We start from the raw sequence: 16826 nt of genomic DNA on the forward strand, positions 1-16826 counted from the left end.
TAGAAAAAAGCGAGATAGAAGTTGTAACAGCAAGAAAAGAACAATGATATTTGGACGATTTATAACTATTTTGATAATTGGATCAATGCAGTTTCAAATTATTAAATCATAAATTAATCAGCAATCAATTTTATGGGTAAACGCTTACTAATTGTCTCAACTCTCGATTCTAGTCAACCATTCGGTGCCTTTACTAGACCTTTTTATCTAGGACAATATCTAGTGGAATATTTTGACGTTTTTCAACTAGGATTAAATTGTTCATCTGTTGATTATGCACCTTCTTTTTCGATTGAATCAAGAGGTTTGAAGTCATATATTCAAGCTATAGAAAAGTGCATCGACGAGTTTTGTCCAGATATTGTATATGCTCAAGAAACACTACCTGGATTGGCTGCTTTAATTTCACTCAAGCTTAGAAAACGCAGTACTTCTTCTCTTGTATTAGATTTTCATACATTTTCAGCCTATGAATACTGGATGCGCTTGTTTTCAGTTGCCAATCCTTTAAAAGAGCTGGCACAATGTATTAAGACGTATATTGCTCAGGGAATTTTGATATTCTCTGGTAGTCCAATTATTGCAGCAGGTGGATCAATTCCCAAACTAATTTCCCAGTGGTATGGTAGAATTCCACAGCAAATTTATTGCGTCGGTAATGGAGTGACTGAAGATTTACTAAATACTGAACGTTTTCCTGATAAAGACCCCTATCAAGCATTTAGACCAGCTAAGATAGTGGTTCTTATTGCTCCGAAAACGTTTCAATTTCCGACTAATGATATGTCTGTATCAATGGCCATTGAGGTTGCTAAATCCCTTGAAAATAATCAAAAAAAAGTACATTTTATTGTCATTGGTAGGGATAGTAATGATATTTTAGAACCAATACCCTCTAACATTTCTTTCTTAGGGTTTTTACCTAATAGAGAAGATTTTGTTGCCCATCTTAAATATGCAGATATTGCTTTGCTGCCATTCTCAAAACAAGCAGTAGCAGGTGGTGCCCGCAATAAAGCATTAGATTATTTTGCTACTAGAAAGTTAGTTGTATCAACACCAGAAGGCTTGCGAGGTTTAGAAGAATTTCGCCACTTAGAACATCTTTTAGTAGCAGGATATTCTAGCGAAGAAGTTGCTAGTACAGTGCTGGATGCTGTTTCAAATATTGATAAATATCAATCACTTGTAGATACAGCATATACCTTAATTACAGAAAAATATTCCTGGAATGCAAAAGCACAGAATATCGCGGAAATCCTGATGGAAGTCAGTCATTCTTAGTTAGATTTATCTAGAAAAATACGTTTAACTAAGAGAAATTAGTCTTTTTAAATATTTCAATCTTGAAGTATTTAAATATTGCTAAAAATTAATTTTAAAATACTCCCCTTTACCTTGAGATAACATCTCATACTTATCAAAAGAAAAACAAGTCATGAAAAATCGATTTTCTTATAAACTTCTTGGTGTCCAAGTGGATGCACTCTCTATCCTCGACTTAAATTTATTGATTGAAGAATGTATTGATAAGAATGAGAAATGGATTATTGCTAATCACAACTTGCATAGTCTTTATCTCTTCCATAATGATCCCAAAATGCAAGCTTTTTATGCCAAGGCGGAATATACCCATATTGATAGTATGCCTCTAGTATTAATTGGAAAACTGTTGGGTTTTCCAATGAAACGAGAACAAAGAGTAACCTATGCTGACTGGATATGGCCTCTGATGGCAGAAGCTGCTAATAAAGGCTGGCGTGTATTCTATTTAGGTTCAAAGTCAGGAGTTGCTGAAAAAGGAGCAAGTATTTTGTGCCAGAAATTTCCTGGTTTACAGATTGCTTGCGCTCATGGCTACATTGATATGGACAAAGATAGTCAAGAAAATCTCGCTACTCTGGCTGCAATTAATGCTTACGAACCCCATATATTAATGGTGGGAATGGGTATGCCACGCCAAGAGTATTGGATTTACGAAAATCTTGAACATATTCATACCAACACTATTTTGACTAGTGGAGCCTGTATGGACTATGTAGCAGGAGCAATACCTACTCCTCCTCGCTGGATGGGAAAGGTGGGCTTGGAATGGTTGTATCGCTTGTTGTGTGAACCGAAAAGACTTTGGAGACGTTACTTAGTTGAGCCTTGGTTTCTTAGCACATTATTTTTACGAGAAATTTGGAGTATCTCAAGTCAACAAAAAAAAACTGCTACTATTTATAAGTACGAAATTTCACAAGTTCGTAGCGTTATCGAGTCTCTCAAAGGCTTACTGTGATTTGAACTAAAAATGAGATTTTATCTCATGATATGCTTCAAAAATGAGTATTCAAGTTTATACTTCACTTTTAATCTTTGAGTTTTTTCAGTAATAATGATTATTGTTTAGGTGGTGCAAGGAGGGAGACGAGGGACGCTAGTCTCCCTCCTTGCAGTTTGATTCAACTTTCGTGGTTGTGAATAGGGAGGAATCTCGCCACATACTTCGTTTGGAATAATACTTAAAAGTGCTATTTACCTCTGGATGGAGTATTAAGTTGCTTACTGAAAAGCCTGGGCAATAGCGTTACGGGCAAGTTTAGGTTGCAAGTTCGTATCTAAGGGAAGCGGACGCAAAAATGGCTGCATGCTTGGATTGTTTTTAAATTTTGCTGGCATCCAGTCTGGATGACGTATCCAGGTATGACGGTCGGTAATTCCCCATGTAATTACAGTATCAACATCAGCCGCAAAACACAGGTCAAGATATCGCTTGTAACTGTCGGCTACCATCTGGTCTAGCTTTTTGATACTATCGGGCAGTGGGGTATCAATGATAATATCTAATTCTGAGATTCTTGGCTTAACTCCAAGATCATTAAGCCGTTTTAAGACGGAATTAAATCCTTTCTCGTCAAAAGCATAGGCAGTAGAAAACCATAGATGCGACTGGATACCTGCCTCGTCAATTTTAACGCCACTATTCTTCAGATATTCGACCATTTTTAAGAAACGGTCTGATTTCCATGTGGCACCTTCGATGCCAAATTCGTTGATGCAAAATTTCTTGCTGCTATCAACTGAAGCCGCTATTTTAAACAAGTCTCGAATCAATTCTGGTTTTACCCCTTTACGCAAACCGTAGGTAGCGTTGTCAGTTTCATTTTCATTATCAGCGATAATTTCATTGGCAACATCCCAAGACTTTAAAACGGGACTATTGCGATAATGCCCCATGACTCCTGTAAGATGGCGTTCAATCATCTGAAGTGTAGGGGGGTAAGGAACCCAGGGTGGATTTCCCGTGTACCAGAAAAGGGTATGCCCGTGCAATTCCATATTATGCTTTTGGCAGAAATTGGCGATCGCATCTGCTGATTCAAAAGTAAATTTTCCTGGCTGTGGTTCAGTGGCATTCCATTTTAATTCACCATTCGGTGTTACAATCGAACATTCACGAGCAAGCAGGTTAGCGTAATCCTTCTCTATTTGTAAAAATTCACCATCAATTGCTGCGCCATAACGCTTTCCTTTGGCGGCAGCTAATTGCCGAAGGGGGGAATTTCCATTGGTACTGGTATAATTTGCTGCTAAAGTATTCGTGCTATGGTCTTCTTTTTGCTTATCCTTCTGTAAAAACCCCATAGTCAATAAGGCAGAAAGAGTCGTGTATCCTGCTCTTTTGAGAAATTTTCTTCGATCAGGCATAAATTGTACTTAATAGAAAACACACAGATTATTATAGTGTCCGCTCAATAAATAGGGGGAAGAAAGAAAAATAAGAGGATATAATTCAAAATTCAAAATTCAAAATTCAAAATTAAAGAAATTTCAGACGTTCGCGTAGCGTCTCGTAGAGAAGAGAAGTGCCTTGCGCGGGTTCCCCGCGTTGTGGCAACTTCGGGGGATTTAGCGAGAAACGCGGTCTTGGGATGCATCCCAAGACCGCGTTTCTCAAGACAAACCCCGACTGAAATGGGTGCTACATGTAGATTGCAGGTTCTTAAACCCTTTAATTTACGATAAAGGTACACAGCTTAATCGTAGAATATAGTGCATGACGCAGAAATCATTTTCAGAAAAACAGTTGCGGTCAGGCAACTTGTTGTCTCATCGCAACAGTGCAAGCCTTGTAGCTTGCATTTTTTCACCTTGGGGTTTTGATAGTGCTTGTAGTTCTTCCCAACTATAGTGACTAGGTAATTCAATTGGTTTATGATTTGCTCCTAATCCCAATCCAACTGTCGGTTGGAGTTCTTCAGTAAATTCCTCTACATATCCTGCCAACTTATTGGCTGCAAGCCCACCAGTAATTGCCCCTGCAAGCCCACCAATTGCAGCACCCATCTTACCACCAATTGAGCGACCCAGTGCGGCTCCTGCAAAGCCACCTCCCACAACACCTAGACCTGTCGCTAAGGGATCAGAATCTATCTGTTCTGACTCGTCCTGTTGAGATTGAATCTGTGGTTGCTCAATTGGTGTAATTTGTCGTTCATCCTTCGTCATAATGTTTCTCCTTTTTGCTATTTACTTTTGACTAGCGATTTTAGATTTTAGATTTTAGATTTTGGATTAAAAGAATTTTTGGTTCATGCCCCGCCCGAAGTCAAGCGGAATAAATCTAAAATCCCAAATCTGACGCTCGGTCGCGTAGCGTGTCGCAGACAAGACTCGCTTGCCGCCGGCGCTATCGCAAATCCAAAATCCAAAATTGTTTGACCAATAACCTGTTCATTTCAATCGTTAAGCTATGGGTTAGTGTACTCTTCCCTACGGGATGCCAAGGGCGAACGGGATCTTGCTACGCGGAGCGTGCTGCAAGCAGATCGCCAACACGCAACGCATTCGCCATAATCGTGAGTGTTGGGTTAGCACCGGAATTTGACGGAAAGAAACTACTATCTACCACATAGAGATTATCGACATCATGAGTACGGCAATTGATGTCAAGGACTGAGGTTTTGGGATCTGTACCAAATCGACAACTACCGCATTGATGACCAACTGCTTGTTCTGGTAGCTGAGTGCGGGGATAAAGGCTAAATGGCAAGACGTGTTTAGCAGAGTGAGGGATTGACTTGAGTACAGATGTCCATCGGTGAATTAAGCGATCGCCTGCTTCCATATTATTAAGTGTATAATCAACGTGAATCTTGTCACCCACTACCCGAATCCGATTATTGGGGTCTGGTAAATCCTCTGTTTGTAACCACCAGCCAACTGATCGCTCGGCCAGCAAATGGCGCTCAAAATGAGGAATCAGCTTGACAAATGGAGCCATCAGTGGGGGTGCTTCTCCGGGAATCATATCTGCTAGCACATTACCCGTATTCTGCACCATGCCCATCGGATAAGGGAAATCTGGTTCTCCCCAGTAAAAATCATTGACGGCGATGGTTTTTTGAAAGTTGGCGTGATTCACTTCTAGATGTATGGAAACTATGGCTGTTTCCAGTTGCTTCATGAAATTCCGCCCCACCTGGTCGGAACTATTTGCTAATCCGTTGGGATGTTTGTCATTAGCAGAGCGTAACAGCAAAGCAGCTGAGTTGACAGAACCACAAGCAACAACCACAATATCGCTTGTGAACCAATATTGCTCTCCTGCAATTTCAGTTTCTACCTTCGTAACCTCTCGCCCCGACTCACTGGTATGCAGCCGCAAGACTTTAGTATTAGTTAAAAGAGTAACATTGGCATACTTTTCGCGAGTGGGACGAATGGCGTTAACATCGGCATCGGCTTTTGCTTGTACTAGACAGGGGTATCCATCAAAAGTATCGCAGCGAATGCAGGGGCTATTTAGGCGATCACTTTCATTAAGCTTTAATCCTAGTGGTAAGTGAAATGGATAATAACCTAGTTCCCGAATGCCATCAGCAAGGGACTGCATATCTGGCTCATGACTCACTGGCGGATAGGGATATGGTTCGCTGCGAGGTGGTTCGGTGGGGTCTTCTCCTTCCTGTCCATGCACATCATATAGCTTTTCTGCTTGCGTGTAGTATGGCTCAAAGTCTTGATACTTCAAAGGCCATTCTGGAGAAATTCCTCCTTTATGAATTACCCTTTCAAAATCTCGCTCCCGCAATCGAATTAGGGCTGCACCGTAGAGTTTGGTATTGCCACCAACCCAGTAGCCTGTTTGGGGCTGAAAGGCTTTACCTTCTTTGTTATACCATTGCTCATCAGTATGGTAGCGATGTTTTTGATAAACTTCCTCTGGATTCCAGTTAGCTTTTTCTCTCGGTAAAAAGTCGCCTCGTTCCAGTACTAGAATTTTTTTACCTGTGGGTGCGAGGCGGTGAGCCAGTGTACCTCCACCTGCTCCTGTACCGATAATAATGATGTTGTAATGTTCTGTGATGCTAGTCATAATTCATAATCCGTAATTTCATCCTAATTACGATTTGATTCGTTTGATCCTGCAAAGTAATTTGGCAATAACTTTAATTAATTTCTAAGCTTTTTAAAAAGCTAATACCAAGTTGTCAAAGTTAGTATTGTTTAAAATTAATATCGTTACTCAATACTGCTGGGAGTGGCTCAGAATCACGCCCTCAAATAAATTTTGGGCTAATAGCTAAAAGCTTACTTTAGCTTACTCTGAATTTGTTAAGGTTTGAGTTTACTGGAAGAACTATGAAATTTATTTCACGGCTCTTAAGACCAAGCAAATAATATAGACAAAGACAACTAGGTATAAATAGCTGTAAAGATAGATTTATATAATTAGGGTAAAACTTTAATTAAATTATTGCTTCTACCCAATGGGCTAATATTTATTTCTGCCTGAAGGCAGGTTAATATTTTAAATTAAGTAGAACGGCGTAAATATTTGTAGTTGGGAAGTGGGAATATGAATTTGGATCACGCAGAGTCGCAGAGAGTAATAATCTGTAGAGATGCGATGAATTGCGTCAAATCAGTAAATCCAGAAATATGTGAGTGTCACGCACCCACCAAGGCGATGGTGGCACGATTCATCCGCAATCCGGGTAAGTAGCCCAACCCCAACCCAATGTAACTAACTAAAATCACCAGGTATCGAAGCACTACCATTACCTATTCTCCCACGGTCGCTAACTCCGAGTTAGAGTCGGCTGAATGGGATGTAGATTTAGTTTCCGGCATAAAGAACCAAAAGAAAACCAAAGCAGAGGCAGCGATCGCGGCCATACTTAAAAAGCTAGCATTGTACCCATATGCTTTAGCTACAAACCCAGCCAAAGAATTACTCAGGGAAGCACCAATGCCAACAGCAGTCCCAATTGCTCCCTGTGCTAAATTGAAGTGTCCTGTTCCCTTAGTTAAATCGGCTATTACTAAAAGCTGCATCACGCCAAAAATTCCTGCGCCTACACCATCCAATAATTGCACAGATACTAAAAAGAATGGATTGTCGCTGAGAGTATACAGTACACCACGAATCGGCAATACTAGAAACGCCAGCAAAAAGATTGGTTTACGCTTGCTGCGGCTCGCCCCTCGACCAACTAAAATTCCCAGTGGAACCATCACTAGCTGGGCTGTAATAATACAAGCAGACATGAATAAAGGTGGACTACCGCCCTTGTGGTGAGACAGCACTTCACCGACTAAAGGCAGCATCGCGGCGTTGGCAAAGTGAAATAGCACTGCACAGGTAGCAAAAATTAGGAAGGGGCGATCGCTCAAAATCTTGGTAATTTTAGAGACATGCACTTGACGGTCACCATCATCGCCCCCTCGTGCTAATCGATAGTCAATGTCATTGTTACGAATTCGTAACACACAAATAATTACTGCTACCGACATCAGTGCAATAAAGTAAAAAATCACAGCTTGACCGACAAACTGACCAATTAATCCTGCTAGTAATGCCGCTCCCACATTTCCAGCTGAACTGAGGGTTTGGTTACGTCCGATGCGGCGCTCAATCCCCTGTCGCCCAACTAATCCTAGAGAAATAGAAGCGATCGCCGGGCCAAAGAATGCTCCCGCAATGGCGGTAAAGGATTGCGCTGTCGCAATCATGGTAAATGATGGAATAGCGGCAGTAACAATGGAAGCGACGGCAATTAGCACCGCCGCCATCACAATGAGCGATCGCTTCTGGCGAACCTGGTCAATTAACGCTCCCGCCGGTGCTTGAGCTATTACCCCCACCAATCCAGAGATAGTCATTACCAAACCCACTTGCGCCGGGTTCCAATGCCGACTCGACGTGAGGTAGATCACCAAAAACGGCCCAACACCACCTTGAATATCTGCCAGAAACACATTCAACCAATCGAGTGCTAACAGACTTTGCCTGCGAGATGCCAACTGCATAACCATATCCTCTCTTATTGCAGAAGTTCATAAAATCGGGTTATGCATACTTTGATGCAAGAACTATGCCAAACCAAAAAAATATATACGTAACTACAATTTTCATCTTCTAAATTATCAAGGAAGGCAGGAGGCAGAGGGCAGGAGGCAGGAGGAAAACTGCGCTGGTGTCTCCTGCCCGTGACCGTTCGCGCAGCGTCTCGCAGAGAAGAGAACAAGACAAGGGTTTAAAACCCCACCGTCTACACGGTGCTTACAATTTGGTTGGGGTTTGAATCCCCGTCCAAATTGTGCCTCCTGCCTCCTGCCTCTTTCAATAGTCTCCCAATATGGGCGTAAAAATCGGCGATTGCATCATTGTTGTAACATAGTTATACCCTTTTTTCCTATTAGGGATTAAACGAGTTATAGAAAAAATGGATAAATAATAACACCCCAAAAAAGATAGACAGATAATACTCCTTATGGTTGAGATTTTTACAGATTTTTTCTACCTAATAGTTATCTCTAATGGTAGAGAAGCTATTACTATTTAATGGTCGATTTTAGGTTATTTTTATTTAATGGCAGAGGAAGTTACCTGGGCTTTTTTCATTAGTGTTAGTATGTGATATTATTTTAAGAAAACAGCTAAGAAAACAGCACAGATACCCGGATTTATCAAACCGAAGCAGAGATCATAGGGGCGGGTTAAGCGAGACATTCATGAATGATGGGTCATATTTTTTAACCCGCCCCTACTGCTTATGAGAAATGCGGGAGATAGGACTCATATTTGATTTTAAAAAAAAATATGTATTTGTAAGGTGGGCATTAACGACTATATTTTAGATAGATTTAGGGTTTTCCTGAAAATGCCTACCCTGGGTATAGTTCAGAAATCAAATCGGATTGCTATACTTTTTTTAAAATAAAAGCTTTGCTCGATTATCTATCAGTAGCTTATATTTATAAGTGGGATAATTATTAATTAATGAGGACTGGTGAAAAGGGCATTAATTTTTCTTCCCTGTCCCTGGAGATTTTAACCTGCTATTTATCGTTAGAAACTAAGTTAGATAACAGGAGATTCCTATGACTGAAGCCATTGAAATTTATGACGATCGCCTACATGCTATTCTATTCCCAGGTGCTTCACTCCAAAAGCTAGCAAACGGTGCCGTTCATAGTGAGGGGCCTGTTTACTTCCACGAAGATGACAGTGTTGTGTGGAGTGATGCTCACGGCAACCGCCTGTTACGCTGGAGTTCTAGCGATGGTGTAAGCGTCCTGCGATCGCCATCTGATTATCAAAGCGGTAACTACCGCGATTTAGAAGGTCGTCTGGTTGCCTGTTCCTCTGGTCTGCGTGCTATTATCCGACGCGAACATGATGGTGAATGGAAGGTTTTAGTCGATCACTACGACAACAAACGCCTGAATAGTCCAAATGATTTGGTAGTCAAAAGCGACGGTACAATTTGGTTCACCGATCCGCCTTATGGGATCACCGAGCCAAACCAAGGTTACGGAGGCGAACAGGAACAACCCGGAAGTTACGTATATCGCTTTGATCCGGTAACTGGTGAGATTTATCCTGTAGTAACAGATATGGTGCGCCCTAATGGGTTGGCTTTCAGTCCAGACGAAAGCCTTTTGTATGTTTCAGATACAGCAGCGTTTAATATTCCTGGGGGGCCTCATCATATTCGCGTCTATGAGGTTGTAGATGGTCGATGGACAAAGAATGGCCGCGTGTTTGCAGTCATCAATCCAGGACAACCCGATGGACTGCGGGTTGACGAACATGGTAATGTTTTTACGAGTTCTGAAGATAGCGTGCAGATATACGCCCCCGACGGAACGCGCTTAGGAAAGATTTTTGTACCGGAGACATCTGCTAATCTGACTTTCGGCGGTAAGAAAGGCGATTCCCTTTCAGGGACACTTCGCGATCGCTTATTTATCACAGCCGGTCATTCCTTATATGTTATCGAACTCAATACCCGTGGTTTACAGCGATGATTTATCAATTTGGGCTGGGTGTAGCGATCGCTTTTTTCCTAGCTGCATTTAATTTCCCACAGCTAAGTCCACACTTGTTAAGTTCACTCTCTCCTGTCTATCCTGACGGATTTCCCGGATTAGCGCTTTTACTTCTCAGAGTTAGCGTTGGCTGGTTGTTTATATTACACGGCTATCCCAAGCTAACCCATCTTCGACAGTGGGCTGAGTCTATGAAAACACCTGTCTTTCTTTGCTTTTTATCAGCTGCGTCGATGTTAGGTGGCGGAATTTTTCTCATGATTGGATTCCTCACACTCTTAGCAACTTTGCCCATTCTCTGCTCAATGATTTTTGCGATATACTTAGACATTTCTGGAAGTAAGCCCTTTGTAGCCCAAGATCCATACTTAATTCCTGAAGGACAGTATAAAGGGCCTTTAGGAAAAGGTGAACCGCCAAGTTGGGAAAAGGCGTTTATGTACTGTATTATGCTGATTGCGATCGCGGTTTTAGGCCCTGGTGCTTATTCCCTCGATGCTTTGATTTTTGGAAGTTGAATCAGAATATTTATAAGAAAATAGGCTGAAAGCCCCGGAATTGACACCTAAAAATCCCAAAAATTTTTAGGTGTTAATGTCTGTTTAATCGAAATTTCCCAAGCACTAATAGCACTGACAAAAATCAAATTCTCAGGATTAGTAATTACCTCTCGTACCTGATTTGACAACTTAGAATCATTTTCTAAAAACCATAGCAGGATATGAGTATCTAGCAGAAAACTCATTAATCTTCCCCATAAAAAGCAGCGATCGCCTCTTCGGAAGTATCATCAAAATCATCAGAAATCTTAACCTGTCCTTGCCAAAAACCTGCAACTCTGGGTTCTAAGACATCTTCACTACTCATCATCATCGAGCCATTATTTAAACTCGCTTTTTCAACTGTAGACTCTGCTTGAGACAGAGGTAAAACCTTTTGCCCAAGGAACCCCTTCACGAGTTAGCGTAATCTCAACATTATTTTGGATATCTGATAATAAATCAAGTAAATTATCAGATAAGTAAGCAATATCGAAAGTTTTTTCTGACATTTTTATTTATGTCCTACTCACTACAAGCATTATAGCCAATCAACGACCCACCGCTTCCCACATCAAGATTCCGCAATTAGCAATATTGCGTGTCCATCAGGGTCTTTAACTAAACAACCTTGGCGGTAAGGACTTGTACTATCTGCAAACTGCACAATCCGCGACGATACAAACTGAACCCCGTTACGCCGTAGCTTATCCACTAGCGGCTCAAGATTATTTACAACAAGCTCAATTTGCATGTGTGCAATATCGCAACTTTTCCAGTCACTCGGCATTGGGCGACCTTTTCCAGGCACAATATAGTCTAACAGTTCAATTCCCATACCATTTTGAACAGGTCGCAATGCTGTAATTTTGACTTCGGCTCCTGGTAAATTATCCAAGCGAGATTGGGTTGCACGCCAGTTGAGACTGCGGCTATCAATTTGCATTCCCAGAAGGTCGCGGTAAAAGTGTAGACTCTGCTCGGTATTGGAAATAGCCATCGCACTATGGTCGATTCCCAAAAATAAGCGATTCCTGTTTTGATGCCATTTATCTTGTCCTTTATCAGGCGGAAACCAAATTAACTCTAAATCATGGCCATCAGGGTCTTTAAACTTGAAAGCGCGGACACCACCAGATGCTTCATTATCAGGTAGTATTGTCTGAGGAGCAACGGAAATTGGTTCAATAGGAAATGAACACAAGTGAGCATAAGCGCGATCCATATCACTTACCACAATTGCCAGATGTTGAAACCACAGGTCATTACTTTGTGAATCGCTGGGGATGGGTTTACCCTGAATATTAAGATACTCCATCAACTCGATAAGTTCGTCACCTAATCGCAAAGTGATAATGCGAATTTTTGCCCCAGTCACACCTTCTAAGTCGCTGTAATCCTGTCCTTCAACAGTAATGTCAGAAACGAGTTCAAAAGCAAGTGCTTGTGTATAGAATTCCAAAGAGCGATGTCTACGACGGGCTACGCCTACGCAGTTTGTCACCGTTAAGCCAATAGCTCTAATTCTTTGTGCTTGTACATCGGTTTGACTAGACATATTCAAGAGATTTTGTACTTATTCTGTACTAGTTTCGCAAAAATTCAATATGAGTCTTGTGTAAATCAATCAATATAAAAAAATATTATAAAATTTATCTCTAGCTTCAGAAAGACATTCAACTGACTTCATCCTTTAAAGATTTTATCCAATAATGAAATCGGTATGAAATTTTTATAGCTCTTTCGGTAGAGATATTTATTATTCCAATGGCTAGAAGCATTTATTCTTACAAACCTCTAAAGTGATGCCAGAATCACCAAAATAGCTGTAGCTGTCAAAAATTAAACACATAAGCAAAATCTGTAATTGGTATAAAAAGTTCAACATAGGACAGCTTGCTTCAATTTGGATTCAATCATAAGTTTTCAATATCAGCAAACTTGACAAATGAAAATACATAGCGAAAATTCTCAGAAATTATTATGAGCTATTCCCCTTACCTACTCAAAGGTCAAAAAGCACTTGTGACGGGTGCTAGTTCTGGAATTGGTGAAGCGATCGCTCGCTATTTGGCTGCATCAGGTGCAGCAGTCGCTATTAATTACCATTCGGAAGCTGAATCAGCCCAAAAGCTTGTCGATGAGATTAAGGCGGCTAATGGTGAAGCATTTGCGATTCAAGCTGATGTCAGCAAAGAAGACGAAATAAAGGCGATGTTCAGCCAGACGATCCAGCAATTTGGCACTATTGACATTTTGATCAACAATGCGGGACTGCAAAAAGATTCACCGCTTGTAGATATGACCCTTGACCAATGGAATAAAGTTATTGGGGTGAACCTGACAGGACAATTCTTATGTGCTAGGGAAGCTGCAAAAGAATTCTTGCGCCGGGGTGTGCAGCCCCATATTTCATCTGCCGCAGGTAAGATTATTTGTATCAGTTCAGTGCATCAGGTAATTCCTTGGGCTGGTCATGTCAATTATGCCGCGAGTAAGGGCGGTATAAATATGATGATGCAAAGTATTGCTCAAGAACTTGCACCCCATAAAATTCGTGTTAATAGTATTGCTCCTGGTGCAATTAAAACCCCAATTAACAAATCAGCTTGGGATACTCCAGAAGCAGAGGCGAAGTTACTAAAACTAATTCCAGCAAAACGTGTGGGTGAGGTAGAAGATATCGCCAAAGCAGCAGTTTGGTTGGCTTCTGATGACTCTGATTATGTCAACGGTACAACACTGTTTGTAGATGGTGGGATGACTTTGTATCCAGGTTTTACAGAGAATGGTTAATTGAGCGGATACCAGAAAAGGATACAGAGCAACTAAATTTATTTATTGAATTTTGAATTTTGAATTCGGAGCGAAGCGACGCGACAATGCCTACAAAAGTTACTGTCAATCCTGGTTTGATAACCATCAACGATGGTTCATCTTTTTTAGTAACGGCTAGTGATGGTTCCATTGACGAAGATTTACCTCAAGGTTTTTTTGTTTGGGATACACGCGTAATTTCTTACTACGAAATTTCTCTCAATCGCTATCGACTTTCGCTGTTAGCTTCTAGCAATATCACCCATCATAATGCGCTTTACCAATTTACTAATCCGCAACTTCCTATTGTCAACGGCACTCTAGCTCCTGGCAGTTTACTTGTAACGGTTCGGCGCGACATTGTGGAAGGTATGCATGAAGATATTGATATAACTAACTATTACAGTGAAGCTGTTGAGTTTCAATTAATGCTAGCTGTGCGCTCTGATTTTGCAGATATTTTTGATGTCAAATCACAGCAAATATTGACGCGAGGTGAGACACAAACCAAATGGGAAAATGGTGTACTCACCACTGAATATTGCAACGGCTCTTTCTTGCGAGGTATTGTGATTGAGCCAGTTTGTGGTACTTCTGAACCACGCTATGCCAATGGTCGTTTAATGTTTGATGTAGTCATTGCTCCTGGCAAAACATGGCACACTTGTGTCAATTTTACAGCCTTAGCCGATGGAAAAATCTTTGAACCTCAAAACACCTGTGCTGTGCCTCACAGTACAAAAGCGGGAAAAGTTAGGGATGAATTTCTGACTAATGCCACAGAGTTGCGCTCGTCTAATACTGAAATTGCCGAATACTATCAGCAAGCGATCGCGGATATGGGAGCGCTACGAATTGAGGTGGATGATAACGGGCATAAATTTTGGATGCCAGCTGCTGGTATTCCCTGGTTTGTTGCCGTTTTTGGACGCGACTCAATAATTGCTAGCTTACAAGCGATCGCAGTTTATCATGAATTTGCCTGTGGCACCTTACTAAAACTGGCTCAACTCCAGGCGACTGAGTTGGATGATTGGCACGATGCCCAACCGGGCAAAATGCTGCACGAAATGCGCCGTGATGAGTTAACCACACTAAACTTACTTCCATATCATCCCTACTATGGAACAGTAGATACTACCATCCTGTGGATTGTTACTTTAGCTGAAGCCTATAACTGGAACGCCGATGTCAGTATGCTTGATGAGTGTCGAGCGCCACTGGAAAAGGCGCTAAATTGGATTGATAAATACGGCGACTTTGATGGTGATGGGTTTGTTGAGTATTTAACTCGTTCGCCAAAAGGATTACGCAATCAAGGCTGGAAAGATTCGGGTGATGCAATAGTTTACCCCGATGGGCAGTTAGTTGAGCCGCCAATCGCTTTATGTGAAGTCCAAGGCTACGTTTATGATGCGTGGCTAAGGGCAGCTTTAATTTATGAAGTGTGGGGCGAAAAAGAGCAAGCCAAAAAGCTGCGTCAAAAAGCCGAAGAACTTTATCAACGATTTAATGAACAATTCTGGATGGATTCAGTTGGCTTTTATTGTTTAGGATTAGACGATAAAAAGCAGCAAATTCAATCAATCACTTCAAATCCTGGGCATCTCCTCTGGTCTGGTATCGTACCACAAGAACGAGCAAAAAAACTGGTTAACCGACTTTTTCAACCAGATATGTGGTGTGGTTGGGGCGTGCGGACTCTTTCATCTCAAAATCCGGCATATAACCCGATTAGTTATCAACGGGGTAGTGTTTGGCCTCATGATAACTCGATCATCGCAGCGGGATTAAAAAACTATGGCTATCACCAAGAAGCTAACCGCATTGCTGGGGGTATCTTTGCTGCTGCTAGTTATTTTCAAGCTGGACGAATGCCAGAATTGTTTGCGGGAATTGAACGCGAAGATGATAACTTTCCAGTCCCCTACCCAGACGCTAATATACCCCAAGCTTGGGCTGCTGGTTCAATTTTATTCCTCATTCGTACCATTTTAGGACTCAAAGCTGATGCTTCAAAACAACAGTTAAAAGTACAGCCGAATCTACCAGATTTCTTACCCGATTTAGAACTCACAAATTTGTCTGTGGGAAACGCTACGGTGGGATTGCGCTTTTGGCGCGATGGCGAACAAACTCAATGGGAAGTTGTCCATCTCGATGGTGAATTAGAAGTTTCTACATAATTATGATTTACTCTTATGGCATCTGATTCATCTAATAAAACTATATATGCGGCGATGGGTGCTAACTTAGCGATCGCTATTACTAAATTTATCGCCGCCGCCATTACTGGCAGTTCGGCTATGATGTCTGAAGGGATTCATTCAGTTGTAGATACTGTCGATCAACTGGTACTTTTGCTGGGAATTCGCAGGAGCCAAAAGCCAGCAGATGCTAGCCATCCCTTTGGTTATGGTCAAGAACTTTACTTCTGGACTTTCATCGTTGCTCTCCTCGTCTTTGCCATTGGCGGCGGGATGTCAATTTATCAAGGAATTACTCATTTAATTAACCCCAGTCCTTTAGAAGACCCAATGTGGAATTATATTGTGTTAGGTATAGCAATACTATTGGAGGGTTTTTCTTGGACTGTAGCTTTAAAAGAGTTTTTGCCGACCAAGGGGAAACAAAATTTTTGGCAAGCTATCAAAAATAGTAAAGATCCTACAGTCTTGACAATATTATTTGAGGATACTGCCGCCATTTTAGGTTTATTTGTTGCTTTAATAGGAATATTTTTAGGACATTTATTTAATAATGTTTATTTTGACGGTATCGCCTCAATTATTATTGGCATTATCTTAGCTATAGTAGCAGTGGTACTAGCGAGAGAAAGTAAAGGATTATTAGTTGGTGAAAGTGCCGATCCTCAAACTATAGCTAATATCCGTTCTTTGTCAAAAACAGAACCAGGAGTGAAAGAAGTTATTCGGGTGCTAACAATGCAACTTGCTCCAAAAGAAGTATTACTCAACTTAGAACTTCAATTTTTTCACAATCTTACAGGTGAACAAATAGCCTTAACTGTAGAAAGTTTAGAAGCAAGTATTCGCCAAAAGCATCCTGAGATCAAACAAATTTTTATTGAAGCTAAATCCTTAACTGCATCTCGCAAATATTCTCAAACTTCTCAATAAAATT

The 16826-nt window shown here is 41.1% G+C and carries 14 protein-coding genes; 7 read left to right on the forward strand and 7 right to left on the reverse strand.

Annotation, left to right across the window (positions count from 1 at the left end):
- Positions 1-132 precede the first annotated feature (132 nt).
- Together V7K76_RS09785 and V7K76_RS09790 are read left to right on the forward strand one after the other, a co-directional pair.
- The gene (locus V7K76_RS09785; RefSeq protein WP_334776460.1) at positions 133-1284 is read left to right on the forward strand and encodes a glycosyltransferase family 4 protein; all 1152 of its coding nucleotides are present in this window, start codon (positions 133-135) and stop codon (positions 1282-1284) included.
- Positions 1285-1438: 154 nt separating this feature from the next.
- Positions 1439-2284 (forward strand): WecB/TagA/CpsF family glycosyltransferase, encoded by an 846-nt coding sequence (locus tag V7K76_RS09790; RefSeq protein WP_334776461.1) that lies wholly within the window; start codon positions 1439-1441, stop codon positions 2282-2284.
- Positions 2285-2547: 263 nt separating this feature from the next.
- Here V7K76_RS09790 and V7K76_RS09795 read toward each other — a convergent pair whose 3' ends face one another.
- The 4 genes from V7K76_RS09795 to V7K76_RS09810 form a co-directional block, all read right to left on the reverse strand.
- Positions 2548-3693: an endo-1,4-beta-xylanase gene (locus tag V7K76_RS09795; protein WP_334776462.1), complete on the reverse strand. Its 1146-nt coding sequence runs from the start codon at positions 3691-3693 to the stop codon at positions 2548-2550.
- Positions 3694-4095: 402 nt separating this feature from the next.
- The gene (locus V7K76_RS09800; protein WP_334776463.1) at positions 4096-4494 is read right to left on the reverse strand and encodes a hypothetical protein; all 399 of its coding nucleotides are present in this window, start codon (positions 4492-4494) and stop codon (positions 4096-4098) included.
- Positions 4495-4789: 295 nt separating this feature from the next.
- Positions 4790-6364, reverse strand: coding sequence for a GMC family oxidoreductase (locus V7K76_RS09805; RefSeq protein ID WP_334776464.1), 1575 nt, complete (start codon positions 6362-6364; stop codon positions 4790-4792).
- Positions 6365-7053: 689 nt separating this feature from the next.
- Positions 7054-8301, reverse strand: a complete 1248-nt coding sequence (locus tag V7K76_RS09810; protein ID WP_334776465.1) for an MFS transporter — start codon at positions 8299-8301, stop codon at positions 7054-7056.
- Positions 8302-9375: 1074 nt separating this feature from the next.
- On the opposite strand from V7K76_RS09810, the gene V7K76_RS09815 reads away from it, so the two are divergent.
- Both V7K76_RS09815 and V7K76_RS09820 read left to right on the forward strand, forming a co-directional pair.
- On the forward strand, positions 9376-10305 hold the full coding sequence (locus V7K76_RS09815; RefSeq protein ID WP_334776466.1) for an SMP-30/gluconolactonase/LRE family protein: 930 nt from the start codon (positions 9376-9378) through the stop codon (positions 10303-10305).
- Positions 10302-10844, forward strand: coding sequence for a DoxX family protein (locus tag V7K76_RS09820; protein WP_334776467.1), 543 nt, complete (start codon positions 10302-10304; stop codon positions 10842-10844). Before V7K76_RS09815 ends, V7K76_RS09820 begins: the two co-directional genes overlap by 4 nt.
- Before the next feature lie 47 nt (positions 10845-10891).
- Here the strand turns inward: V7K76_RS09820 and V7K76_RS09825 are convergent, their stop codons facing one another.
- The 3 genes from V7K76_RS09825 to V7K76_RS09835 all read right to left on the reverse strand — a co-directional run bounded on the left by V7K76_RS09825 (position 10892) and on the right by V7K76_RS09835 (position 12423).
- Positions 10892-11071: a type II toxin-antitoxin system VapC family toxin gene (locus V7K76_RS09825; protein WP_334776468.1), complete on the reverse strand. Its 180-nt coding sequence runs from the start codon at positions 11069-11071 to the stop codon at positions 10892-10894.
- On the reverse strand, positions 11071-11283 hold the full coding sequence (locus V7K76_RS09830; protein WP_334776469.1) for a hypothetical protein: 213 nt from the start codon (positions 11281-11283) through the stop codon (positions 11071-11073). The genes V7K76_RS09825 and V7K76_RS09830 overlap by 1 nt, the downstream gene beginning before the upstream one ends.
- Positions 11284-11439: 156 nt before the next feature.
- A complete protein-coding gene (locus V7K76_RS09835) occupies positions 11440-12423 on the reverse strand; it encodes a VOC family protein (RefSeq protein ID WP_334776470.1) in 984 nt (327 codons plus the stop codon).
- 425 nt (positions 12424-12848) lie between these two features.
- Between V7K76_RS09835 and V7K76_RS09840 the strand changes: the two genes are divergently transcribed.
- The 3 genes from V7K76_RS09840 to V7K76_RS09850 all read left to right on the forward strand — a co-directional run bounded on the left by V7K76_RS09840 (position 12849) and on the right by V7K76_RS09850 (position 16822).
- On the forward strand, positions 12849-13661 hold the full coding sequence (locus tag V7K76_RS09840) for an SDR family oxidoreductase (RefSeq protein ID WP_334776471.1): 813 nt from the start codon (positions 12849-12851) through the stop codon (positions 13659-13661).
- An 86-nt stretch (positions 13662-13747) separates the two neighbouring features.
- Positions 13748-15868 carry an amylo-alpha-1,6-glucosidase gene (locus V7K76_RS09845; protein ID WP_334776472.1) on the forward strand — a complete coding sequence of 707 codons (2121 nt, stop codon included), beginning with the start codon at positions 13748-13750 and terminating at the stop codon, positions 15866-15868.
- A gap of 15 nt (positions 15869-15883) precedes the next feature.
- Positions 15884-16822, forward strand: coding sequence for a cation diffusion facilitator family transporter (locus V7K76_RS09850; RefSeq protein ID WP_334776473.1), 939 nt, complete (start codon positions 15884-15886; stop codon positions 16820-16822).
- Positions 16823-16826: the final 4 nt, after the last annotated feature.

Source organism: Nostoc sp., assembly GCF_036917975.1.
In the GTDB taxonomy this organism is placed as follows: Bacteria; Cyanobacteriota; Cyanobacteriia; order Cyanobacteriales; family Nostocaceae; genus Nostoc.

Coding starts and splice junctions, on each gene's coding strand:
- V7K76_RS09785 (WP_334776460.1), top strand. CDS start 133: ATGGGTAAACGCTTACTAATTGTCTCAACTCTCGATTCTAGTCAACCA.
- V7K76_RS09790 (WP_334776461.1), top strand. CDS start 1,439: ATGAAAAATCGATTTTCTTATAAACTTCTTGGTGTCCAAGTGGATGCA.
- V7K76_RS09795 (WP_334776462.1), bottom strand. CDS start 3,693: ATGCCTGATCGAAGAAAATTTCTCAAAAGAGCAGGATACACGACTCTT.
- V7K76_RS09800 (WP_334776463.1), bottom strand. CDS start 4,494: ATGACGAAGGATGAACGACAAATTACACCAATTGAGCAACCACAGATT.
- V7K76_RS09805 (WP_334776464.1), bottom strand. CDS start 6,364: ATGACTAGCATCACAGAACATTACAACATCATTATTATCGGTACAGGA.
- V7K76_RS09810 (WP_334776465.1), bottom strand. CDS start 8,301: ATGCAGTTGGCATCTCGCAGGCAAAGTCTGTTAGCACTCGATTGGTTG.
- V7K76_RS09815 (WP_334776466.1), top strand. CDS start 9,376: ATGACTGAAGCCATTGAAATTTATGACGATCGCCTACATGCTATTCTA.
- V7K76_RS09820 (WP_334776467.1), top strand. CDS start 10,302: ATGATTTATCAATTTGGGCTGGGTGTAGCGATCGCTTTTTTCCTAGCT.
- V7K76_RS09825 (WP_334776468.1), bottom strand. CDS start 11,071: ATGAGTTTTCTGCTAGATACTCATATCCTGCTATGGTTTTTAGAAAAT.
- V7K76_RS09835 (WP_334776470.1), bottom strand. CDS start 12,423: ATGTCTAGTCAAACCGATGTACAAGCACAAAGAATTAGAGCTATTGGC.
- V7K76_RS09840 (WP_334776471.1), top strand. CDS start 12,849: ATGAGCTATTCCCCTTACCTACTCAAAGGTCAAAAAGCACTTGTGACG.
- V7K76_RS09845 (WP_334776472.1), top strand. CDS start 13,748: ATGCCTACAAAAGTTACTGTCAATCCTGGTTTGATAACCATCAACGAT.
- V7K76_RS09850 (WP_334776473.1), top strand. CDS start 15,884: ATGGCATCTGATTCATCTAATAAAACTATATATGCGGCGATGGGTGCT.